The sequence below is a fragment of the Fodinibius sp. GM108 genome (assembly GCF_058386985.1).
Window position 1 is genome coordinate 95135 of the sequence record NZ_JBYEIR010000005.1, and the last position, 22458, is coordinate 117592.

A 22458-nucleotide genomic window follows, 5' to 3' on the forward strand; every position below is an offset into this window, starting at 1 on the left:
TCACGTTAATTTATTTTAGGTGATCCGTTCTCAATTTTTGCTGTCTGTAAATTTAGACTATCAGTGAGCCACGGAACCCCCTCGCACCAAAGTAAGATTCTGCGCCGTTATGATATATAAAGACACGGCCGTAACGGCGATCACCAAAAAGAGCACCGCCGAGTTCCCGAACATCAGAAGTTGTTTTTACCCATCTCGAGGTTTTTGTATCGAATTCCCCGAATTGTTGCAGTTCCCGATATTGTTCCTCCGTTAAAAGCCCAATGCCCATTTCCGCTGCCATATCAACAGCGTTGTTTTCGGGTTTATGCTTTTTTCTGGATTCTAGTGCTTCCCGGTCGTAACAAATGCTTCTGCGGCCTTTGGGACTTTCCGCTGAACAGTCATAAAAAAAGTATTCGTCTGTTTCTTCATCATACCCGACGACATCCGGCTCTCCACCGGTTCGTTCCATTTCATGGAGCGACCACAGCTTTTCTCTGCCAGCTTGAGAATCCAACTTTGCGTGTACGTCAGTCCATTTAAGACCTTTATGGCGATGCATGTTTTTCTCAAAACGGTCTTTCAACACCTCGATCAGTTCTTCATGTTGTTCCGGTGACAGCTCATTATCTGATTTAACGTCTTGCATACAGGTTCATTTACTTTTTCATCGTAATTACTAGTCATTGATCCCTTAATTCCTTTCCATCTAGTATTTTCGGAATACATTCTGATTAAGATTAATAATTTCAAGAAATTATGTTTAATGGTAAAATCTAATCTTTTTAGAAATAGACATGTATTTCGTTTAGTTGGGATTATTTGACGAGTTTTCTATCCGAAGGTCTGAAATACCATGATATCACCGTCAGAGTTAGTAACAGTGATGAAGGAAGTAGTTCAATTAATGGGTCACTTACCGCAATATGCGAAATTATCGCTCCTGACATGATAAAGAAAAAGCCGGCATACGCCCATTCCTTTAGTAATGGAAATTTAGGGATCAGCAGTGCTACAACTCCCAGCAATTTCCAAACGCCCAGTATAGTCAGAAAGTAAACGGGGTAGCCCAAATATTTGATACCAAATACTCCGGGTGGTGCCACGGCTCCTTCCGCTTCCATTCTTACTAACTGCAGTATTCCGGTCGATACCATTCCTAAAGCCAACCAAAGGGTGGCCCCCCAATAAATGATTTTATTTCTTTTTGTCTTTTCCATAATAATTTTTTGATCTGTTGTTGTTAAAAAGGTCTTAGTACGAACCTGCCGTAGGCAGTGAACGTGCATATGACAGTCACGACAGACCAATAGATTATTGGGCCATAACTTTCGTCACCGGAATATATATGCAACCCACAAAAGATCACCATTTCTGCGGCTATGAAGAATGCCGCAATAGGGACCAGGATGGCCAGGGACTTATTGAATGCCCGGAGAATCAGGGCCAGGCTACAAGCCAGCTCAATGACAGACATCGTCAGCCAGATTTTGTGGGGAATTGCACTCAGAGAAGGCACGGTTTGCTCGGAATTGGAAAACTTCCACACTGCGCCCACGACGGTATACAGGGCAAGAAGGGTTTGAAGAACCCATAAGAAGATGTTCATACGCTATCTCTTTTATTTAGATGTGAATGTTTGTGTTACACCTTATAATGATTGAGATAGTGGAAATTGGACATCCAAATTTTATTTATGGATGGGAAGGCTGCACCACCAAAATTTTAGACGCGATTTTTACAAAAAGGGGATACTGGCAGACGTTCCTTTCTTCTTCGTCCCAAAAATACACATCGATGTAAAATTGCCCCACTTTTATTGGCGCTAAAAATACACTGCTTGGTTATTAAAACCTGCCCTAACAGCTGATAAAGTATCCTTCTACCTTTTTTAAAAATCCTGATTGAGAATGGCATAACTCTTGTGGGATAAGTATGTAGTTCTCAAAATAATTAGAGTGCTATATGGAGGGTAAGGTGAAGCATTTAGGAAAGGAAACAGGATTGAACCTTTTTTAAATCGCAATTAATGAGGGAGGAAAAATGAAACACCTATTCACCGCGTTGGTGTTGATTTGTCTGGTATTAATTTCTTTACCTGTGCAAAACGAAACAATAGATTATGAAATTACAAGAGAGGATATAATCTCTCATTTTTATGAAAAAATCTTTGTACGATCAGTACATGTTACCATGTATCATCCTGTGGAGGAACAGACCGACTCGACACCGGATATCGTTGCTGATGGGACGAAGTTTGATATCTCATCCGCTTCAGAATTAAAGTGGATAGCCGTCAGTCGCGATCTGCATGAACGTTGGGGTGGTGATCTCCAGTTTGGGGATATTATTTACCTGTCTATACCCGAAAGTCCCTCAAAGTCTGATTTTTATCTGGTAAAGGATACAATGAATAAGCGCTGGACTTCAAGAATAGATATTCTGGAATCTCCCGGAAGTCCGCTATTCAGATTTACTGATGCGTCGCTTTACCTTGTAAAGCCGAAACAACTTAGTCGCGATCGGCTCTGGGTTACGCATTTGGGGCCATAGTGATTTGTTAAATAAAAATCACGAAGCCTATTCATCCCCATTCTGGTGGCGGGGGACGGCATATCGGATCCACTGTTCGGCACCATCTTCGGGATATGGATCGGGCAGACGGGTGGGCTTTACGATATCGGGATGACTGGTCGCAAGCTTTTGAACAGCGGGAGCGTGCTGCTCACTAACAGGTTCCAGCTCTACTTGTGGACTCATATTTCCTTATAAAAACCTGTCTTCCAGTTCCGGCGTTGGAACCATACATGAATCGCGCTGACCAAACCAGCGATACCTGTTTCTGACGACAATGCTATAGAGATAATCCCTGATCAGCGGTGGAATCACAATAAACAGAAAAAACAGCTGCCATAATCCACCTAAATCCTTTAGAACTCTTAGTGCAGCGGACGATTTCAAAAAATATCTGCCTTTCTTAAGATAGACAAAAGTTTCAAAATTACTCGTCGGCAGATCATACTCCTGTAGCAATTCTTGTCCCTGCTCCGATTGCAGAGAGGCAAAGGTAAATTGTGCATCCGGATCTCTTTTGATTAAAAACTGGACGGTACTGTTGCATAAATTGCATACACCGTCGAACAGAATAATTTTTCTTCTGTTTTTGTCCAATGGCTAGTATTGTTTGCTGTTAACAGGTAAAGTAAATGCCACAGATTTAGCAGATCCAAACAGATCAATCTGCGCTGCTTTATCACCAGGTTGAAACTGTTTTACATTTTTACCAACCGCTTTAACTCGTCCGGCAGCATCAATTCCAAGGATCTTATGCTTCGGTTTCAGTAAGCCAAACATGAATCGGACCGGGAGTGGCTTGCCTCTCACTAGATGCCAGTCGCCCGCATTTACCGATGCGGCATGCACTTTTATAAGAACTTCATTATCACCGGGAGAAGGCTTTTCTACCTCTTGATATTGAAGCACATCAGGCGGTCCGTATGTGGGACATACAATTGCTTTCATCAGTCTTGATAAATTATTGTGGATTTCTTGCTTTCGTATTGAGTACATCCTGGCTGGAATCACGTTAATTAAATTATAGCTAAAATGACAGGCATCTCCTTCAGGCACTTTGCACCGACTGCAGGCGGAGTCTATAGCAGGAAAGAGGAAATCCATATATAATTCCCAGATTCCTGTTTAGGAATGTAGTTATCCTGTTGGAACTGAGCTTTCATGGTGACACCATTTCGAAAAAGAAAACCAACGTGGATCTTACCAAACTTACTCTTACCCACGGATGAATCCGTGGGCTAAGTATTAAAAGAAGCACACTTTACGTGAGCTTCGGTTTTTTCTTCTAAGCCTGGTGATTTGTCTTCAGGCTTTAGGTAAGTTCTGCTTCCATTACTATTTAACTAGTTGGGAATATTAAAGCAAGAGTTGATAACGCTCCGAAGCGGGAGCTTCGGAGCGAGGAGAAAAGAGGGAAATATAACGAGCGCGGGAATTAATTCCCGCGCTATCAATGAGCAGTTGTAACAAAGTAAATCCCAAGGATCACAAAAGCTGTAGACTAAAAAGCTATTTGAAATATTTTTATTCATAACTAATAGTTACACAATAAGTTACAGGTTACCATCAGATTTGAGTTTTAACACTTTTGAAATGACCACTTCATAGCCGCTGTACCACTGGTTATATTTTCGTTTGGCTTCCTGATGATCGGGATTATTTGAAAACTCTTTCAATGCTTCTAAACTGCTCCAGTAGTAAATAACAGATCTTTTATTTTCCTCATTGTTCAACCAGCTTTCTTTTCCCAAAAATCCCGGATTATCGTTTGCAACCTGGTCAATAATACTGTTCAAACGCTGAAACTCTTTATCATCTTTTTTCATGCGAAAAATAAATGAAGCAGTATAAACCTCACTGTTACTGTTGATGAGCTTTTTAATTTTTTGGGAATTTTCCTTCATGATCATTGGATTGTATTGCCATTTGAAAGCTATTGATGCTGACTGTCAGCATCTTCTTTTTGATTATCGAGCAGTTTGATAAAAAATGACATAGAACTTTTAATTGTATAGTATTCTTTTGCAGAATAAAATAAAGCAGCAATAAGACCTAGCCAGCGCTTAGACCCATTATCAAATCAAACCAGTTGGGATCAGCTCCATATTCAATGAAACTGATGATTCCATAGTATGAGCAAAGAAATAAACCGAATCCGACAGACCAGAATATTTTGTTGGCTTTTTTGATCTGCTCCCGGGCATACTCACGGAACTTTCCATTTTTTAATAATTGCTTGTCTTTATACAGAAAAAATGGGAAAGTGTTATTAAACCTTTCTTTGAAAAACTCCTTAATGATCTCTTGGGTAGCCATAGCATTTAAAACTATTGATCAATGTTATTGAAGCTATTCTGACATCCTACTGATTATTTTTTAAAGCTTACAATTTTGAAATTGCATAAGCAATCACCCGCAGCTTTAAAGTTTCGCTGACAAAGTAAACAGTATGACAGATATCAAAACAGATCACCTCTGCGTATCCCTCTGTGCTGTCTGCGGTAAAAAAATACACGCAGTATAGAAAAAGAGACAAAAAATAAACCTGCCGATCTATCATAAGGTAAAAGATTAAAATTTCCGTTTTCTATGTTTTTAATTTTGTTTTTTCCCCGATAGATGCTTTTTTACCAACCAGAATAATCTGGTAGTCAAGAACTTTGGGTAAGAGGGATATTGCGTTTAAAGGCGATCGTTGGCGGTTATTAAAAATTTTTATCCCTGCGGTATTCTTCAATTCTGATAATTAAACTTTCCAAAGTTCTGTGGGGTATTATCAATAATAAAAAGATGGTTATTTACAGATGAAAAAATTGCTGCTTATCTCGGCATCTCTTTTACTTGTCATCGGGTTATGGGCATGTGAACGTCCCGGATCTCCCGATTTTGAACTAAATCATGAACTCGAAGTACCTCTGAGCAAAGAAAAAACATATCCTTTTTTGGGAGGCGGGGAGGCACTGCTTGATACAACCTCAGAGGATTATGAGGATTTCTTTTCTGCTGATGCAGAAGGAATGGTGAGCATCACCAATGAAGAGGAATTCGATTTTGGGGATTTGGAGGATGCTATCCCCGATGTTGATGCCGATCCGACCACTACCGGTGCTGAGGTCGGAGAAATTGAGCTGACAAACTTAGCCTCTTCAGGTAATATAGGTAGTGTTTCTGCTGAAGATATTACTGGGCAGTCCGGTCTTCAAGAGAATGATCAACTACCTGGCGGTTCAGCTAGTGGTGTTCAAATTGATAATTTTGACCCTGACTACTTTGATAGTGCTACGATAAAAAATGATGGTGCTATTCTGATAACTATATCTAATGATTTAGGATTTAATGCTAAGGATGTGACCGTTACGCTTAACTCTGATGGCTCACCTGTGGGCAGTGATGTTATAAGTCCTTTTGATCATGCGAGTACAGAAACAGCTACTATAGATGTTTCGGCGGGTACAGAGCTTTCAAATTTAGGGGTTGAGCTTGATGTTAGCTGGGATACTCAAAAGATGCAGGCCGATGCAGGCGAATTGGTTGTAGATGATGTGACCGGTCAGAATTTGGTTGCCTCTGAAGTTACAGCCGCGGTTGAGCCCCAGTCGTTTAATGAAAATGGTACTTCACAAATCGACCAAAGCAGCTTTGAATTTCGTGAGGCTGATCATTTTGTAGAGCTGGGTGGCGGTACCTTGGAAATCGATATTAACAGCAGTCTAAGTATTGCTGTTGAGACGCTGGATATTGTCTTTCATGATATCGAAGATGAATCCGGCAACGAGCTTGTACTACCGACAATAAATATTGCGCAGAACGGCAGCTATTCAAATAGCATTGATCTGACGGGGCATCGTATCAAGGCACACAATGGAACTTTAGATTACTCTATTGAAGCAAGAACCGAAGATATGCAGCAGGGAGAAGGTTCTTCCACAAGTACTATTAATGAAAATGATGGAATCGATGCCGAGGTAGATTTAAATAACCTGGAGCTCAGCAGGGCAGAGGGATACATCGTTCCAGACATGGTATTGCTGAACACAGATCTGACCGTCGATGGTCAGGAAAATATTGATATCTTTAATGATGATGAGGCAGAAACCATCGAAATTGATGGTATTAATGATATTTCGGATCGTGTTTCCGGTATTGCTTTTGAAAATCCGATCTTGAGTACGATTTACAATACTAACCTGGGAGTCAATACAACTATTTATGCAATTATAGCCGGGACAGACAATAAAGGTAATACCGAGTTTTTGACCGGGAAAGATGGTTCGCCCTATCAGGTACAAAATGATGAAATACCTTCGGAACTTGAAGTAAACGGACAGCCGGCAACAGCTGACCAGGTACTTAAGTTTTCTATTGATCCGGTAGAAAACCCGGATCCGCAAAATGGCGAACTGGGCAGTAATGAATTTAATGCCTCTAATACCAATTCGGCGGACTTCTTTAATAATCTGCCGAATAAGATTCGTTTTGTGGGAGCTGCTAAAGTAAATAACAACGAGGAAGATGGTACCATCGTAAATCCGGTTATTTTCGATCCAACGATGGGCTTTGATCTGCCCCTGAATTTTTCTGCAGATAATGCCACTTTCGAAGATACGTTGGAGGCAGACTTGGGAGATCTGCCGGGCAAAGATGACGATCAATCGCTTAAAGGAGCTACACTCACGCTCAATTATACTAATGCTCTACCACTCGACCTGGATCTTATGATCATTCTGCTCGACGAAAACGGAGAGGAAGTGACACATAAATCAGGTATAGCTATTAATGCATCTGGCGTGGATGAAAATGGCTATGTGAACAGCCCGTCGGAGAATTCAACAGAGATTTCTTTTGCTGAAGATGACCTTAAGCAGCTTAACCGCACTCGGGATATAAAGCTGGAAATAACGTTAAATACTCCCGATAAGGAAGCCGTGCGAATCCGAAAAGATGATTACGTAACGCTGCAAATAAGGGTTAAGGCTGACATTACCACCACCGTAAACTAAAGAAATTAGTTATGAGATTTTTCAAATATCAAATCACACTGTTTTTAACGATTGCAATTTTCCTGGGTTTGAGTACCTCACTCAAAGCGCAATCGGGACACTATTCCGCTTCCAGTTTAAGTATGGGAGCCACAGGTACCGCTTATCTTGATACCTATCATGCTAATTTTGTAAATCCTGCCAATTTATTGGTTAACAACAGCAATAAACCGGCCCGCAGCTTTGGACTTCTTGGTGGTATTTCGGCGGCAACCGGTGGTCCTTTGCTCAATGTCTCTGCCTATAATAAACATTTTACCACGGGCGGACTTGTTAATACCGAATCAGCCCTTAACGATTGGTTTGGAAGTGATGTATCCAGTTCAAATAGATTGGGATTAGAGCTGGATATTATTCCTGTTGCGGGTTCCTGGCGTGGAGATAATATGGCTTTTAGTCTGGCTTTGCGAAACAGAACATTCTTTTCCGGCTCTGTGAACAGGGGATATGCCGAAGTCGTGTTGTCGGGAGTAACTTCGGAGCGTTTTGAAGATCCCAAGCCGGTAAATTTCAGCAGTAAAGCTATAGCCTTTAGCGAGATATCGGCTGGGGTTTCCTATAAAATTTTAGAGCTGCCAACGATTGGATTTGCTGAAAATGTAAAGATATACGGTGGTATAGCTCCTAAATATATTGTGCCTCATTATACTTCCGGTATCGATTTCAATTCAACACTTCAGGTTACAGACCGAGAAGTAGTTCATGATTTCGAATATACTTTTCATACCGTAGGACAGCTGACTGAACAATTCAGGCAGTATCGCAGCGATAGTCAGAACGAAGATTTTACCGGTAGCCTTGGAGATTATATAGACCCCGATGCTGATAATTTTAACGCCGTACAGGGTAGCGGATTCGGTGTTGATTTGGGAGGGACTGTTGAGATGGATCTTGCAGGCCCCCTCAAACAAGCATTCTCCTGGATCGGCGGTGACAAAAGTTTAAGAGTAGGCTTTTCTATGACTGATCTTGGTTCTGTTGTTTATGATGAAGAAGCCGGATCTTTTACCGGAAATGATACCTTTACCTGGGAAGGAGCTGATCTTGAAGATGGTTTTGACGATGCGCTTAGCGATAGCATTCGCAACGATATTTATCTGAATTACAATGTAGACAGCGAAGATAAAATTGTTGAAAAGTTACCGGCCAAAGTAAACCTGGGAGGCCATTTACAACTCGGTAAACTCGCTTTTGCCCTCGATTTTTCAAAAGGAGTTAACGACCAGGGTATGAATAGCAAACGTCTGGCTATGGGATTGGGTGCTGAATATAAACTATTTAATTTCATACCAGTGCGTGCAGGATATCGTACCGGCGGATTAACTTCTTCCAGTATTACCTTTGGAACTGGTATTGAACTGCGCAATTTTGAATTTACCGTTGCGGGATTGACAGTGCCTAATTCAGAAAATCACGGTTCGGGAATCGGCGGGGCCTGGAGCGGATTGGTCTTTAGATTTTAATCACCTTACAGAGTGACTTATCTTGTCCCGATGCTCTGCGTCGGGACATCAGTTATACGCTCCGCGTAATAAATTTCCAAGAGTAGCGGACAACAGAGTTTTGCGAGAAAATGTATGGGCTTGAATACAGAGTTATTCACTATACAGAAATTATATCTCGGAGAATAAACGGGTTTGTTGCTCCCGCTCTTACCTATTTGTTTCCCTTCCCGTAGGCTGGACAGCTTGTCCGACAGTTCTCTAGCGCGAGCACCCGCTAATGCACTATGGCCCCAGCTGTGGTCATCACTCTGTATTTTATCTTTAGATTCTGATAATTTGCTTAGGGACGCGGAGCGTCCAGATATGTTCAGTCGCAGAGCGACTGAACGAGATGACTATTTTTTAACTGGCATATCTCATACCGCTCGAGCCGTAATGCAACACTTACCTGTTGAAATAATCAAATCGCCCACACTTATCTCAATGCTTTGAAAAATTTTCAAACCATCCTGAAGATCCTGTTGATTCCATAAGGCATAGTTCAGATAGCGGATATAGAGAACAAATACTTTCACTTCGTTTCAAAATGACATATGAATTGATTTCAATATATAATTCTGTGTCATTCCGAAGAATTCAGTGATTTTCTGAATGATGAGGAATCTCAACTTTTTTATAGGGACCAAATTGTACCCAAAGCTGTGTTAGTATTTGAGAACTTGTCCGACTAACGGCGGATCTCATTCCAGGGGATCAAATAGAGATGATATCGGCAGTTGTTGTCCTAAATCGAAGCACATTCTTTTCTCGAAATCTAAACAATTCACTTTGTGCAACTTCGCGCCTCCTTTGTGAATCTTTGTGGATAACTAATCCTTAAAATCGAGCTACATCAATCTCCGGATAAAGATAAGTGCCATCGGTAATATGTTTGGCATAATGCTCAGCTAAAAACTTTCCATACAGCAATCCCTTGGAACCCAATCCCGCAAAAACGTGTAGGTTTTTCTTCTCGGGATGCTCACCCAAAATTGGCTTATAATTGGGAGTGGAAGTTCGCACACCGGCCCATTGCTCGACAACCTCCGATTCTTGCTCCAACTGTGGAAGGGTTCGCCGCATCCGTTTGCGCAGGTAGTCTTCGCCTTCTTTATCGGGATTCAGATCCTCGAAATCGTGTTCATAAGTACTACCCTGAATAAACGTGTTTTCTTCTTCCAGGCGCGCTATATATCCCAGGCTCGAAATGGAGTGCGAGAAAGAAAGCGAGGATGTTGATTTAAATTTTGCAACCTGTCCCTTGATAAGATTCACAGGAAGCCAATCCCAAAAAGGAGATACACCGATAGAGTGACCCGTAGCAAAAACCAGATTTCGGGCACGGATGGTAGAATCTTCAAGCTCAATATGCCATTCTTCATCTTTACTGATGTTCTGAGGTTTGTTATTAAACAGAATAGAGAGGCCGCGATTTTGCAGATATTTTGAATAAGCGGACATATATTTTCCCACATCCACAGTAAGTCCTATAGGCAGCCAAAGCCCTCCATTTACGCATTTTATGCCCGGATGTATCTCTTTGATTTCACCTTCGCTTTTCCACTGGCACCAGCCGTCGGGCCATGTAGTACTCTCATACTGATCTTTCATTTTTCGTGCCATTTTCTCCAGCAGGGCAGGGCGGAGTACTCCATTATTTACGTAAAAAGTTTTCTCCCCTGATTGCTGGACTTTTTGCAAATTAGTGGCAATGGCTCGATAGCATTGTTCGGCTTTCCACGATTTTTTAGCCCGACGCCCGGTAGCGGGATTTACAAGTCCGCCCGGGGTACCCGAGGCACCGGAACCAATCGATTCTTTGTCGATGACGACAGTAGAAAAGTCATAATCGGCCAACGTATCTGCCAGGGAGAGACCGGCTAATCCGGCCCCGAGAATACAAAAATCAGCTTGGTGATTCATCCAGTTTATCCAACATATTTTTAGTTACAATTGTGGTTGAAGGGAAGAAAGCCGTTCAGCTTTCTTGGTGTCATAAGCTTCCAGCTAATTAGCAACTGCTGTGATAAGTAAGTGTCCACGCTTTTCACTTACCGCTTCCACTTCTGGTCTGTTTCAAGCGCGGATGTTTGAAATAGCCATGTAGAACGTTTGAAATGACTTATTGGTCCGGATGCCTGAAACACCCAAAACACATCATTGATCAGTAAGCAGATCCTCGGAAGATACCTTTTCAGCCCCCGCTTCGAGCATCTCATTCCACGCCTGGTCGACAGATCCTTCGATATCGATACCTCTTACGGCATCTTCTACAACCTTGACGTTAAAATCCTCTTTGAGTCCGTCAACAACCGACCATTTGACGCAGAAGTCTGTGGCAAGTCCTGCAGCGTAAAGGGTATCAATATTTCGCTCACGCAGGTATCCCGCAAGACCGGTGGTTGTTGAGTTGTCGTTTTCATAAAAAGCGGAATAGGAGTCTATGTCTTTGCGAAATCCTTTGCGAACAATTAGTTGTGAACGGTTCGTTATGAGATCGGGATGAAACGCAGCTCCATCACTTCCCTGCACGCAATGATCTGGCCAAAGCACCTGCTCTCCGTAAGGCATTTCAATGGTCTCAAAAGGTTCTTTGCCCTCGTGTGAGGAGGCAAAAGAAGAGTGACCGTCCGGATGCCAATCCTGTGTTTGCACGACTACATCGAACTGTTCCGATAGTTGGTTAATTACCGGTACAACTTCATCGCCATTGGGAACTTCAAGCGCTCCACCAGGGCAAAAGTCGTTCTGTACATCAATAATTAATAGTGCTTCCATAACTATGGAATTATCGTTTTTTCTTTAGATTTTCTGTTAATTCATTGCGTAGATCCATCAATTTTTTACTGACTCCCACTTTATAAATATGTGGGTTCTCAAAACGTTTATGCTCCGGATTTAATTTTTTCAGTCGCTGCTTGGCATAATCAGCGCTTTCTTTGGGATTGGGCGAAATCGTTAATTGTTCACCATCTTTCATGATCGGGTGTAACAGTGGTTCGAACGAAAAGGAGCTAACAGTGGTATACTTGGTGGGATAAAGAGGATGATAAATAGTATCAGGCCTGGATTCATCAGCCAACGTAATGCCATCTCCATAGAACATGCCCTCTTCGTCGGTATATCGAAACACATTTTTATGGCCGGGCAGGGTAATTTTCTCGACATTTTCAGAGAGCTTTAATTTCGGCTCTTGGTTGACAGAGGCCAATTTATATACGCCATCCAGTGCCGGGCTTTCATGGCCTGTTACCAATCTTGTTCCCACGCCAAAAAGATCGATAGGGGCATTCTGGCTTAGCAGGCTTTTTATAAGTCGTTCATCAAGCTGATTAGAGACAGCGATTTTCACATAGTCAAGTCCTGCTCGATCGAGCTTCTTGCGGGCTTTTCGTGAAAAATAGGCCAGATCGCCGCTGTCAAGACGTATTCCTTTCAGCTGATGTCCTTGCTCTTCCAGTTGTTTTGCCACCTTGATGGCGTTTGGCACTCCGCTTTGCAATGTGTCGTAGGTATCAACCAGCAAAATGCACTCATCGGGATAATATTCAGCATATTTGCGAAAGGCGGTCAGCTCATCCTCAAACGACTGAATCCACGAGTGAGCCATAGTACCGCTTGCCGGGGTATCGTGAACGAAAGAGGAATAGGTGTTTGAAGTCGCTTCTACACCACCGATAATGGCTGCTTTACTGGCTTGAATGCCACCCAGTCCCTGTGCGCGGCGCAATCCGAAATCCAATACTTTATGATCGCCGGCCGCATATTTCATTCGCGAAGCTTTGGTTGCTATCAGCGACTCAAAGTTGAGAATATTTAAAAGTAGTGTCTCGAGCATCTGCGTTTCGATAATAGAACCTTCAACGCGCACTACAGGCTCGCGGGGAAATACAATTTCACCCTCTTTTGCAGCATAAATATCCAATGTAAGTTCGAGATTGCGCAAATAATTCAGAAATTCCGGATGAAATCCACGATCCGCGAGATACTTCAGCTCATCTTCATGAAATCGAAATACATCAAGTGCTTCAAGCAGATCAGCCAATCCTGCAAAAACAACATATCCTCCATCAAACGGAATATCCCGGAAAAAATAATCAAAACAGGCCTGTTCATCTTTACGGCCGGATAAGAAATATCCCTGGGCCATTGTCAATTCATAATAGTCGGTGTAGAGAGCAGGACGCTTAAGAAGTGATAAAGATTCCTCGGATTTTAAAAGAGCCATAAAGAGATTATGATTTACTGATGTTCAGAACCACAAGATACATAATACAAAAGATAAGCTGTAACCGTTTTGTTGAAGCCCGGAGGATGAAAAGGAAATTTACTATCTCGTTCAGATGCTCTGCGTCGGAACGTATGGATAGATGCCCTGCATATTGATTCATAAACTTAATTATCAACTACTAGTCAACGGACTATCACAAGCATATCTTGTAGGCAGAAGCTGGGTTCAGAATTCTTCAGCTCTTTTTCAGTTCTTAGTCCCGTCTTTCAAGGCGGGCCGATACTTAGGTGAGCCTCCGCCTGAAGATGAATCATCAGGCTAAGAGGAAAACCAAAGCTTACTTCAAGTGAGCTCTGACAAAAAATGCTTAACCCACGGATTTATCCGTGGGGGATATTTTCTCGTTCCGTACCTCTGGTGCGGAACGCATGGAAAGACGCTCTACGTCTGGTTCATGGATTCCGGAACGAAGGGTGTAAGTAATATGGTAGATGAATTTGTATCCATTTCATTGGTATCTCTTTTTCTTCCATTATTGGTTATAGATTCAATTTACTCTGTGTCGCGACGATGCCCACAACAGCTAAAATTAGCAACAAAAGTTGTTAATTGAACATAATTAGTTTGAATAAATCCTGACAGGTTTAACCAAATAACTGATCTCCATAGGTCGTACAAATTTATATCCGATGAGTTAATAGACTTAACTTATTTACTTTCTTTGTTGCCCTCCGCCTGAAGATGAATCATCAGGCTAAGAGGAAAACCAAAGCTCACTCCAAGTGAGCTCTGACAAAGTATGCTTAACCCACGGATTTATCCGTGGGGGATAAGAAAGATCAATTTGTTGCCATGGTAACACTTACTTAAATTTGGAGGCTTCAATTTTCAACTCTTTATTTGGAGCGGAATCTAAAAAGACATGTTAAAATTTGTATCTTTGCCGGAAACTAGAATTTTGCACATAACTATTTGTGATGTACCATCGCTGGGGGAATGCCATTCTATGGGTAGTATTTATTATGTATTTAGGTTGTGCTACGCCCTCACAACCAACCGGCGGCCCGCCTGACGAAGAGGGACCTACAATCACACGTTCTGAACCCGAAACCGGGACTGTCAATTTTGAAGGAAACAGCATCACCCTTCATTTTTCAGAATTTGTGGACCGGGGTTCACTAAACCAAGCACTAGTTATAGAGCCGGATATCGGACTTGAATATGATTTAGATTGGGGTAGAAAGTCAGTAGAAATTCAATTTGACCGCGAGCTTCCTGATACAACAACGCTTATTGTAACAGTTGGTACAGAGTTCCAGGATATGAATAATAATGAGATGGCACAGCCTCAAAAGATTGCCGTCTCTACAGGACCTGAAATTGATGAAGGTAAAATATTTGGAAGAGTTGTTAATGCGGAGACAGGAGAAGTTGAAGATGGACAGCGCGTGTTGCTCTATCGTGAACCTTTCAACCTTCAGGAAAAAGCCGATTATATAGCTTCAACAGATACTAGTGGTGTATTCCAATTTTCATACCTTAGTGATGGAACTTATAAAGCAATTTGGGTTGAGGATCGAAATAGGAATAAAATTTGGGAACCTGAACAGGAACGGGCACAGCCGTTCAGTCGGGAATTTATTAAGCTGGAAAAAGCGGAAGAAGATACGATAGGTACTGTTTATTATGTTTCAGAGGATACGACCAATCCTGCACTGCAGGGAATCGGTCTTTTTTCATCGCAGCGCATGAGGATGCGATTCAGCGAAAATATGCAGCTTACAGATACAACAGAAATCACCGTGGTTGATACGTTGGGCAATCCCTACAGCACTGCTATTCCTTTATATATTCAGCCGAACGACAAATTCATTCTTTTTGCACACAGCGAAGAACCACTGGATGAAGAAGAGAGTTACACCCTTGAAATTAACGGTTTGACAGACGAAGCGGGCAATGTACTTGCCAAAACCAAGCAGACCTTTACTGGATCAGCTCAAGAAGATACTACCAATCAGCGGATTATAAAGCGTAATACGACCTCGGGATATTATCCGACCGATCCGATCAAAATAACATATGCCAAGCCTATTGAGGAGGATGCGATCAGTGATTCTCTTAAGATTGTAGAGGGTGATTCCCTTATTGAAGACTGGCCGAACATAGAGATTCGCTATAATGTGCTGAACATCTTACCGGATAAACAGTGGAGAGAGGGTACCAGTTATGAGGTGCGTACCTGGGATCCGCAAGTGGAAGACTACAGACAGTTTCAGCCCGAAATATGGCACGATTCGCAGATGGGCTCATTAAATGTAATGCTTGAAGATTCAACAATGGAAAATGTTTATCTGCGTATTGAGAATGATGAATCAGACTTTGTCAGAGATACCACTTTTACCGGAGAGGTTGAGATTACTGGCCTGCCACCATTAACTTACAAAATTATTGCATATCATGACCGAAATGAAAACGGAAGATGGGATTATGGTGAGGTAGATCCATTTAGGGAACCGGAGCCTTACTTTATTCAACGGCGCGTACCAGTTAAAACCGATTTTACCGGAGATCTGACAATAGATTTTCAAGACTAGAAAAAATATTTGCTCTCTGTTGTCTATGAAAAAGAAGCTAAAAAAATTAACCCCTTTAATTAGTATAATTTTCTTTGGGTTTGCTCTGTGGTTTCTAGACCGTGAGCTAAGGCAATATGAGCTGTCGGAAGTGATGACTCAGTTATCACAGATTCCGAATACGTATATTTTGTTGTCACTGGTTTTATCCTTTTTCAGTTATTTATTGCTCACCGCATATGATGCACTGGGAGTTCATTATATTGGAGAAAAGTTGGAAGCTGGCAAAATTATCCGTGCAGGATATGTCGGCTATGCCTTTAGCCATAATATTGGTATGGCATTGCTTACGGGGGGATCCATCCGTTATCGTATCTATTCCGCATGGGGATTTTCGGGCCTGCAGGTTACACAAATTGTTGCTTTCAGTGCATTTACGTTGTGGATTGGGTTTTGTGCCGTAGCAGGGTTGGCGCTGTTTTTTGCTACGCCGGACCTCCCCAATGAAGTTACTGTTCCATTTGTCTCGCTGCGCATCTTAGGTGTAATTCTGCTTGTGATGGTGATAGGCTATGTTATCGCCAGTGCCAAATTAAAAAAAGAACTATCCTTCAGAAGTTGGTCATTCGAGTTTCCAAATCTGAAACTCTCACTCCAACAGGTTGTTATCGCATCGATTGATTGGCTGCTTGCGGCATCCGTTCTGTATGTACTATTGCCATCTGATGAGATATCATTCTTTAGTTTTACGGGGATTTTCTTGCTGGCTCAGATAGCCGGATTATTTAGTCAGGTTCCGGGTGGACTCGGCGTTTTTGAATCCGTAATGCTAGTATATCTGACAAACTTTATGCCTGGCTCGCAGGTGTTGGGTATTTTGGTTGTCTATCGGATTATCTACTATATCCTGCCGTTGATGGGAGCCTTGGTTGTCCTTGGTTATCAAGAATACAAGGTGAACCGGCAGAAGGTAGAAGAATTCCGTGAGAAAGCAGCAAACTGGGTGCCACGAGTAGTGCCGCAGGTGATGAGCTTTTCGGTATTTATCGGAGGCGCAATTCTGCTATTTTCGGGCGCCTTACCATCCGAAGTACCACGGATGAATTGGCTTCAGCATATTATACCGCTGCCGGTTATTGAAATGTCTCATTTCTTTGCCAGTCTCGTGGGGGCAGCACTGTTGGTTCTCGCAAGTGCGTTACAGCGTCGTATCGACGGGGCCTATCATCTTACCGTAGCGCTGCTAATATTTGGCATTCTATTTTCATTGCTGAAAGGTGCAGACTATGAAGAAGCATCATTTTTAGCTGTAATGCTGATAGCGTTGATTCCCTGCCGAAATGAATTTAACCGCAAAGCCTCGCTTTTTGGCCAAGTTTTCTCGGCTCGCTGGTTTTCTCTTATCCTGATGGTGCTGGTCAGCGCCGTATGGCTCGGGATTTTTTCTTATCGTCATGTAGAATACCAAAAAGAACTATGGTGGCAGTTCACATTGATGGGCGATGCACCGCGTTATATGAGAGCAACTGTGGCTGCTCTGGGATTTGCTGTCATCGTTGGACTGATAAAGTTACTTCGTCCCAGAATGAGTGCTACTGTGGCTCCTGAAGAACAGGAGCTTCAGGCTGCTCAGAGAATTGCAAATGAATCTCCCAAAGCAAATGCAAAGCTGGTGCTGCTTAAAGATAAGGAGCTGTTTTTTAATGATGCGAAAACATCGTTTATCATGTTTACCAAGGAAAGCCGGAGTTGGGTTTCGATGGGAGATCCTGTTGGCCCACAAGCCGAGGTCGAAGAACTTATATGGGAGTTCAATGATGCTTGCCTGATGGATGATGCATATCCGGTGTTTTACAACACCGACAGCCAGTATCTTGAACATTATGTAGACCTTGGACTCACACTTTTTAAGCTGGGCGAAGAAGCGCGTATTCCTCTCACAAATTTTGATCTCCAGTATTCAGTAGATGACCGGATATGGGATAGCTATAACAACATGAGAAACAGGGGATTCAAATGGCAAATTATTTCACCTGATTCGCTGCCAAAGTTTCTTCCTGAATTAAAAGCAATTTCAGAGGCTAGTATTGATGCACAAAAGCGAAAGGAACGTGGTTTTTCAGTCGGCTACTTTGATGAAGACTATCTCAGTAATTTCCCCATTGCGGTCATCAAAAAAGACGGACAGTTTGTAGCATTTTCCAACATTTTACAAAGTGCTGAAAGCTATGAATTGATGACCGACTTGCTTCGTTATCGCCCTACTACTCCAGAGGGTATTATTGATTTCATGCTCGTTCAGACAATGCTCTGGGGAAAACAGGAGGGGTATAAATACTTTAATTTGGGTATGGCACCGCTGTCGGGGATGGAGGAGCATGATTTCTCACCAGGGTGGAGCAAGTTGGCCAACTTTGTATATACGTATGGCGAAAATTTATATGGATTTAAAACAGTCAGGGATTATAAAGGACAGTTTAATCCTGTCTGGGAGCCTAAATTTTTAGTTTGCCCTGGTGGTTGGGCGCTGCCGGGTGTACTGTCAAATCTTACCAATGTGGTATCGGGCGGCTTTTCAAATCTTGTCAGCAATAAATAATGTTTCAGAAGTTAAATACAGATCAATAAAATATTTAAAACCCACTGCGTTCAAGTAGTAGATCGAAGCGCCTGTTTCGATCCGCAAAAAGTATTTCCGCAAGCAGGCACCGCTGTTACCGGTTTGTACTGCGAGGAATAAAATGCTGGTCCAAGTTAAAAACTTGAACCAGAGGGGATGGGGTGTCATGCTGAACCTTTAGTCCTGAACCTTGATTCAGGATCTCTTTCAGCATCTGTTGCAGTAAATAAAAATATAGGTAACAGACCCCTGAAATAAATTCTGGGTGACATGAGTTTTATTATACTTCTGAGTAAGACACTGAAAAAATTGCCTCAAATTTCTTACATTTCTTGTTTAGGAATCCAGCAACAAAAGAACCCCTATTATGTCTGATGATACGATGACATCCGATCAAGCGACAAAGACGGCCGGTGAAGATCGTTCCCAAGCTCAAAAGGAAGGACGTCCGGAGGTCTATGAATCGGAACACAAAATTCGATTTGTTACAGCTGCCAGTCTGTTTGACGGTCACGATGCAAGTATCAATATAATGCGCCGGATACTGCAGAGCAGCGGAGCCGAAGTCATTCATCTTGGTCATAATCGATCGGTACAAGAGATCGTTGATTGCGCCATTCAGGAAGATGTACAGGGTATTGCCGTCAGTTCGTATCAGGGCGGACATATGGAGTATTTTAAATACATGGTGGAGCTTCTCGAGGAGCGCGGCGCTTCGCATATCAAGGTATTTGGTGGTGGCGGCGGTGTCATAGTCGGTGAAGAGATCCAGGAGCTGCATGAAGCTGGTGTCACCCGCATTTTTTCTGTTGAAGATGGAAATGAGATGGGCCTGCAGGGCATGATCAATTACATGCTCGAAAAATGTGACTTTGATACTGCGGATATTGAGCCGGTTGATGCCCAGCGGATTACAGAAAAAGATCCAAAGGTTCTTGCCCGCTGTATTTCAGCACTCGAAAATAATCATGATGAGATCATAAAATTTGAAGATGGACAGCTGCTGGATGGCAAGGGAAATGTCATCCCTGCACAAAAAAATGGACATCCCATCCCGCTCATTGGCATTACCGGAACCGGTGGGGCAGGAAAAAGCTCTCTCACTGATGAGCTTGTTCGTCGATTTTTGACAGAATTTGAGGATATCAATATTGCTGTTATCTCGATCGATCCATCCAAAGTACGTACTGGTGGTGCTCTGTTGGGAGATCGTATTCGCATGAACAGTATTGATCCTGATCGAGTATTTATGCGCAGCCTGGCTACACGGGCAACTAATCGCACCACAAGTAGTGCTATTAAAGGAGCTATCGAAGTCTGCAAAACGGCCGGTTTTGACCTGGTGGTTGTGGAGACAAGTGGTATCGGACAAAGTGATACGGAAATTGTAAACATTTCGGATATTCCGCTCTACGTAATGACCAGCGAGTACGGAGCGGCTACACAGCTTGAGAAGATCAACATGCTGGATCTTGCCGAAATGGTTGTGCTTAACAAGTTTGAAAAGAAAGGATCGCTTGATGCTCTTCGAGATGTGCGTAAGCAGATGAAACGAAATAGGGGGGCGTGGGATCTGGATCCCGAAGCTATGCCGGTATATCCTACCATTGCAGCGCAGTTCAACGATGAGGGGATTAATCGGCTTTTCAAAGCACTTGTTGATAACGTAAATGATCATTACAGTCTGAATTGGGAGACGAAAATCTATACTAATCCCGAGCCGGCGGAGGATATCCAGGGACAGGCAATTATTCCCGGTAAGCGTCAGCGCTATCTGTCCAACATATCCGAGACCATTCGGGATTATCACAGCTGGGCTGAACAACAGGTAGATATTGCCAGCAAACTGGATGAAGTAACCGGTACCATTGAGCAGATAGATAACTGGGGCCCGGATGAACAGGATACTATCAAAGATAAATTGAAAACGATGCGCGAGCATTGGATCAGTAAGCTTGATTCGCGCTGTAAGAAGATTTTAGAGCAGTGGGATGATCTCTATGAAGAGTATCGTCAGGATTATGTGGAGGTTCAGGTCCGGGATAAAACATTCAAAAACAAAATGTTTCGTAAGTCACTGAGCGGACTTGAAATCCCACGCGTGGCACTGCCAAAGACAAAGCACAAAGGCGAACAACTGAAATTTGCACTTAAAGAAAATCTGCCTGGCTATTATCCTTTTACGGCCGGTGTGTTTGAATTTAAGCGAGAAGGGGAAGATCCCACGCGGATGTTTGCCGGAGAAGGGACCCCCGAGCGAACAAACAAGCGTTTTCATTATCTGAGTGAAGGCATGCCCGCTGCCCGACTGTCAACGGCTTTTGACTCTGTTACGCTCTATGGCGAAGATCCGGATCATCGTCCCGATATTTATGGCAAAGTTGGTAATTCCGGGGTAAGCATCTGCACCCTTGATGATATGAAGAAGCTCTATTCCGGATTTGAGCTCACATCCCGCAAAACATCGGTGTCAATGACAATTAATGGCCCGGCCCCGATGATTCTGGCGATGTTTATGAATACCGCCATCGATCAGGAAATTGAGCGCTGCCTGAAAGAGAACGGTAAGTGGGAAGAAGCCCGGGAAAAGATCCGGGAGTATTTTGATGAGCGTGGAGTCGAGCCACCGCAGTACAACAATGAACTGCCAGATACAAACGACGGTTTCGGATTGGGACTACTTGGTATTACAGGAGATAAATTAGTGGATGAAGAAACTTACAACGAGATCAAGGAAGAAGCACTTTCAGTCGTCCGCGGAACAGTACAGGCCGATATCCTCAAGGAAGACCAGGCACAAAACACCTGCATCTTTTCCACAGAATTTGCCCTGAAAATGATGGGGGATATTCAGCAATATTTTACCGATCACGAGGTACGTAATTACTACTCGGTTTCTATCTCGGGTTATCACATTGCTGAGGCGGGAGCTAATCCCATTACCCAGGCGGCATTTACGCTTGCTAACGGCTTTACCTATGTGGAGTATTACCTGTCGCGCGGAATGGATATCGATGACTTTGCCCATAACCTGTCATTCTTTTTCAGTAATGGACTGGATCCCGAATACGCCGTAATCGGACGTGTAGCCCGACGGATTTGGGCGGTGGCAATGCGTGAAAAGTACGGCGCAAATGAGCGATCCCAGAAACTCAAATATCATATCCAGACGAGCGGACGTTCGCTCCACGCGCAGGAGATTCAGTTCAATGATATCCGCACGACACTACAGGCATTGCTGGCGATATACGATAACTGTAACTCATTGCATACCAATGCTTATGACGAGGCGATCACTACACCTACCGAAGAGTCGGTCCGACGCGCGCTGGCTATTCAGCTAATTATCAACAAAGAGATGGGGACGGCAAAAAATGAAAATATCAACCAGGGATCGTACTTTATTGAAGAGCTGACAGACCTCGTTGAAGAGGCGATCCTTTCAGAGTTTGATCGCTTGACAGAGCGTGGTGGGGTTCTTGGCGCTATGGAGAATATGTATCAGCGGGGAAAGATACAGGATGAAAGCCTGCACTATGAATCCAAAAAACATAGTGGAGAAAAGCCTATAATTGGTGTCAACACCTTTATAAACGAGGATGCGGAAAGTGCTGAAGAAGAGAAAGAAGTTGACCTGATCCGTTCTACAAAGGAAGAAAAGGAGCAACAGATTGAAAGTTTGGAGGCTTTCTGGGAACGAAATGAAAAAGAATCCGAAGAGGCTATTGAGCGACTGAAAGAAGTAGCCCGCAATAACGGAAATATCTTTGAAGAGTTGATGGAAACGGTGAAGGTAGCTTCACTGGGTCAGATTTCTGAGGCACTCTACGAAGTCGGTGGTCAGTATCGACGGAATATGTAGATTTTCTTGATGCGTAATGCGTGATTCGTGATGTGAGTTCTTTGCAAATCACTATGTCATGCTGAACTTGTTTCAGCATCTGTAAGCAATTGT

The 22458-nt window shown here is 42.9% G+C and carries 17 protein-coding genes; 6 read left to right on the forward strand and 11 right to left on the reverse strand.

Translation table 11 applies throughout. From position 1 onward, the window contains the following. Positions 1–52: 52 nt before the first annotated feature. From ACT3ID_RS10615 to ACT3ID_RS10625, 3 genes are all read right to left on the reverse strand, one after another. Positions 53–631, reverse strand: coding sequence for a DUF4256 domain-containing protein (locus tag ACT3ID_RS10615; RefSeq protein WP_491542007.1), 579 nt, complete (start codon positions 629–631; stop codon positions 53–55). A 169-nt stretch (positions 632–800) separates the two neighbouring features. Then, positions 801–1202, reverse strand: a complete 402-nt coding sequence (locus tag ACT3ID_RS10620) for a DoxX family protein (RefSeq protein WP_491542008.1) — start codon at positions 1200–1202, stop codon at positions 801–803. 23 nt (positions 1203–1225) lie between these two features. Further along, positions 1226–1591 (reverse strand): hypothetical protein, encoded by a 366-nt coding sequence (locus ACT3ID_RS10625; RefSeq protein WP_491542009.1) that lies wholly within the window; start codon positions 1589–1591, stop codon positions 1226–1228. Positions 1592–2025: 434 nt separating this feature from the next. On the opposite strand from ACT3ID_RS10625, the gene ACT3ID_RS10630 reads away from it, so the two are divergent. After that, positions 2026–2535, forward strand: coding sequence for a hypothetical protein (locus tag ACT3ID_RS10630; RefSeq protein ID WP_491542010.1), 510 nt, complete (start codon positions 2026–2028; stop codon positions 2533–2535). A 27-nt stretch (positions 2536–2562) separates the two neighbouring features. On the opposite strand, the gene ACT3ID_RS10635 is transcribed toward ACT3ID_RS10630, so the two are convergent. From ACT3ID_RS10635 to ACT3ID_RS10655, 5 genes are all read right to left on the reverse strand, one after another. Further along, complete coding sequence (locus ACT3ID_RS10635) at positions 2563–2742, reverse strand: hypothetical protein (protein WP_491542011.1); 180 nt, start codon at positions 2740–2742, stop codon at positions 2563–2565. Between the two features lie 6 nt (positions 2743–2748). Next, complete coding sequence (locus ACT3ID_RS10640) at positions 2749–3153, reverse strand: thiol-disulfide oxidoreductase DCC family protein (protein WP_491542012.1); 405 nt, start codon at positions 3151–3153, stop codon at positions 2749–2751. 3 nt (positions 3154–3156) lie between these two features. Then, positions 3157–3504, reverse strand: coding sequence for an alcohol dehydrogenase catalytic domain-containing protein (locus ACT3ID_RS10645; RefSeq protein WP_491542013.1), 348 nt, complete (start codon positions 3502–3504; stop codon positions 3157–3159). A gap of 605 nt (positions 3505–4109) precedes the next feature. After that, complete coding sequence (locus tag ACT3ID_RS10650) at positions 4110–4460, reverse strand: antibiotic biosynthesis monooxygenase family protein (protein WP_491542014.1); 351 nt, start codon at positions 4458–4460, stop codon at positions 4110–4112. Between the two features lie 148 nt (positions 4461–4608). Next, positions 4609–4872, reverse strand: a complete 264-nt coding sequence (locus ACT3ID_RS10655; RefSeq protein ID WP_491542015.1) for a hypothetical protein — start codon at positions 4870–4872, stop codon at positions 4609–4611. A gap of 488 nt (positions 4873–5360) precedes the next feature. On the opposite strand from ACT3ID_RS10655, the gene ACT3ID_RS10660 reads away from it, so the two are divergent. Together ACT3ID_RS10660 and ACT3ID_RS10665 are read left to right on the forward strand one after the other, a co-directional pair. Then, positions 5361–7556, forward strand: coding sequence for a hypothetical protein (locus ACT3ID_RS10660; RefSeq protein WP_491542016.1), 2196 nt, complete (start codon positions 5361–5363; stop codon positions 7554–7556). A gap of 11 nt (positions 7557–7567) precedes the next feature. Continuing rightward, positions 7568–9058: a DUF5723 family protein gene (locus tag ACT3ID_RS10665; protein ID WP_491542017.1), complete on the forward strand. Its 1491-nt coding sequence runs from the start codon at positions 7568–7570 to the stop codon at positions 9056–9058. Positions 9059–9916: 858 nt separating this feature from the next. Here ACT3ID_RS10665 and ACT3ID_RS10670 read toward each other — a convergent pair. The 3 genes from ACT3ID_RS10670 to ACT3ID_RS10680 all read right to left on the reverse strand — a co-directional run bounded on the left by ACT3ID_RS10670 (position 9917) and on the right by ACT3ID_RS10680 (position 13307). Beyond that, the gene (locus tag ACT3ID_RS10670; RefSeq protein WP_491542018.1) at positions 9917–11002 is read right to left on the reverse strand and encodes an NAD(P)/FAD-dependent oxidoreductase; all 1086 of its coding nucleotides are present in this window, start codon (positions 11000–11002) and stop codon (positions 9917–9919) included. 234 nt (positions 11003–11236) lie between these two features. Beyond that, positions 11237–11857, reverse strand: a complete 621-nt coding sequence (pncA, locus tag ACT3ID_RS10675) for a bifunctional nicotinamidase/pyrazinamidase (RefSeq protein WP_491542019.1) — start codon at positions 11855–11857, stop codon at positions 11237–11239. Positions 11858–11867: 10 nt separating this feature from the next. Continuing rightward, complete coding sequence (locus ACT3ID_RS10680) at positions 11868–13307, reverse strand: nicotinate phosphoribosyltransferase (protein WP_491542020.1); 1440 nt, start codon at positions 13305–13307, stop codon at positions 11868–11870. Between the two features lie 980 nt (positions 13308–14287). Here ACT3ID_RS10680 and ACT3ID_RS10685 point away from each other — a divergent pair. The 3 genes from ACT3ID_RS10685 to ACT3ID_RS10695 all read left to right on the forward strand — a co-directional run bounded on the left by ACT3ID_RS10685 (position 14288) and on the right by ACT3ID_RS10695 (position 22365). Continuing rightward, complete coding sequence (locus ACT3ID_RS10685) at positions 14288–15904, forward strand: Ig-like domain-containing domain (protein WP_491542021.1); 1617 nt, start codon at positions 14288–14290, stop codon at positions 15902–15904. A 25-nt stretch (positions 15905–15929) separates the two neighbouring features. Continuing rightward, complete coding sequence (gene mprF, locus ACT3ID_RS10690) at positions 15930–18482, forward strand: bifunctional lysylphosphatidylglycerol flippase/synthetase MprF (RefSeq protein ID WP_491542022.1); 2553 nt, start codon at positions 15930–15932, stop codon at positions 18480–18482. Positions 18483–18870: 388 nt separating this feature from the next. After that, positions 18871–22365, forward strand: a complete 3495-nt coding sequence (locus ACT3ID_RS10695) for a methylmalonyl-CoA mutase family protein (RefSeq protein WP_491542023.1) — start codon at positions 18871–18873, stop codon at positions 22363–22365. Positions 22366–22458 lie beyond the last annotated feature (93 nt).

What these genes read in the sequence shown, in the direction of transcription:
- ACT3ID_RS10615 (WP_491542007.1), bottom strand. Translation starts at nt 631, where the DNA reads ATGCAAGACGTTAAATCAGATAATGAGCTGTCACCGGAACAACATGAA.
- ACT3ID_RS10620 (WP_491542008.1), bottom strand. Translation starts at nt 1,202, where the DNA reads ATGGAAAAGACAAAAAGAAATAAAATCATTTATTGGGGGGCCACCCTT.
- ACT3ID_RS10625 (WP_491542009.1), bottom strand. Translation starts at nt 1,591, where the DNA reads ATGAACATCTTCTTATGGGTTCTTCAAACCCTTCTTGCCCTGTATACC.
- ACT3ID_RS10630 (WP_491542010.1), top strand. Translation starts at nt 2,026, where the DNA reads ATGAAACACCTATTCACCGCGTTGGTGTTGATTTGTCTGGTATTAATT.
- ACT3ID_RS10635 (WP_491542011.1), bottom strand. Translation starts at nt 2,742, where the DNA reads ATGAGTCCACAAGTAGAGCTGGAACCTGTTAGTGAGCAGCACGCTCCC.
- ACT3ID_RS10645 (WP_491542013.1), bottom strand. Translation starts at nt 3,504, where the DNA reads ATGAAAGCAATTGTATGTCCCACATACGGACCGCCTGATGTGCTTCAA.
- ACT3ID_RS10650 (WP_491542014.1), bottom strand. Translation starts at nt 4,460, where the DNA reads ATGAAGGAAAATTCCCAAAAAATTAAAAAGCTCATCAACAGTAACAGT.
- ACT3ID_RS10655 (WP_491542015.1), bottom strand. Translation starts at nt 4,872, where the DNA reads ATGGCTACCCAAGAGATCATTAAGGAGTTTTTCAAAGAAAGGTTTAAT.
- ACT3ID_RS10660 (WP_491542016.1), top strand. Translation starts at nt 5,361, where the DNA reads ATGAAAAAATTGCTGCTTATCTCGGCATCTCTTTTACTTGTCATCGGG.
- ACT3ID_RS10665 (WP_491542017.1), top strand. Translation starts at nt 7,568, where the DNA reads ATGAGATTTTTCAAATATCAAATCACACTGTTTTTAACGATTGCAATT.
- ACT3ID_RS10670 (WP_491542018.1), bottom strand. Translation starts at nt 11,002, where the DNA reads ATGAATCACCAAGCTGATTTTTGTATTCTCGGGGCCGGATTAGCCGGT.
- pncA (WP_491542019.1), bottom strand. Translation starts at nt 11,857, where the DNA reads ATGGAAGCACTATTAATTATTGATGTACAGAACGACTTTTGCCCTGGT.
- ACT3ID_RS10680 (WP_491542020.1), bottom strand. Translation starts at nt 13,307, where the DNA reads ATGGCTCTTTTAAAATCCGAGGAATCTTTATCACTTCTTAAGCGTCCT.
- ACT3ID_RS10685 (WP_491542021.1), top strand. Translation starts at nt 14,288, where the DNA reads ATGTACCATCGCTGGGGGAATGCCATTCTATGGGTAGTATTTATTATG.
- mprF (WP_491542022.1), top strand. Translation starts at nt 15,930, where the DNA reads ATGAAAAAGAAGCTAAAAAAATTAACCCCTTTAATTAGTATAATTTTC.
- ACT3ID_RS10695 (WP_491542023.1), top strand. Translation starts at nt 18,871, where the DNA reads ATGTCTGATGATACGATGACATCCGATCAAGCGACAAAGACGGCCGGT.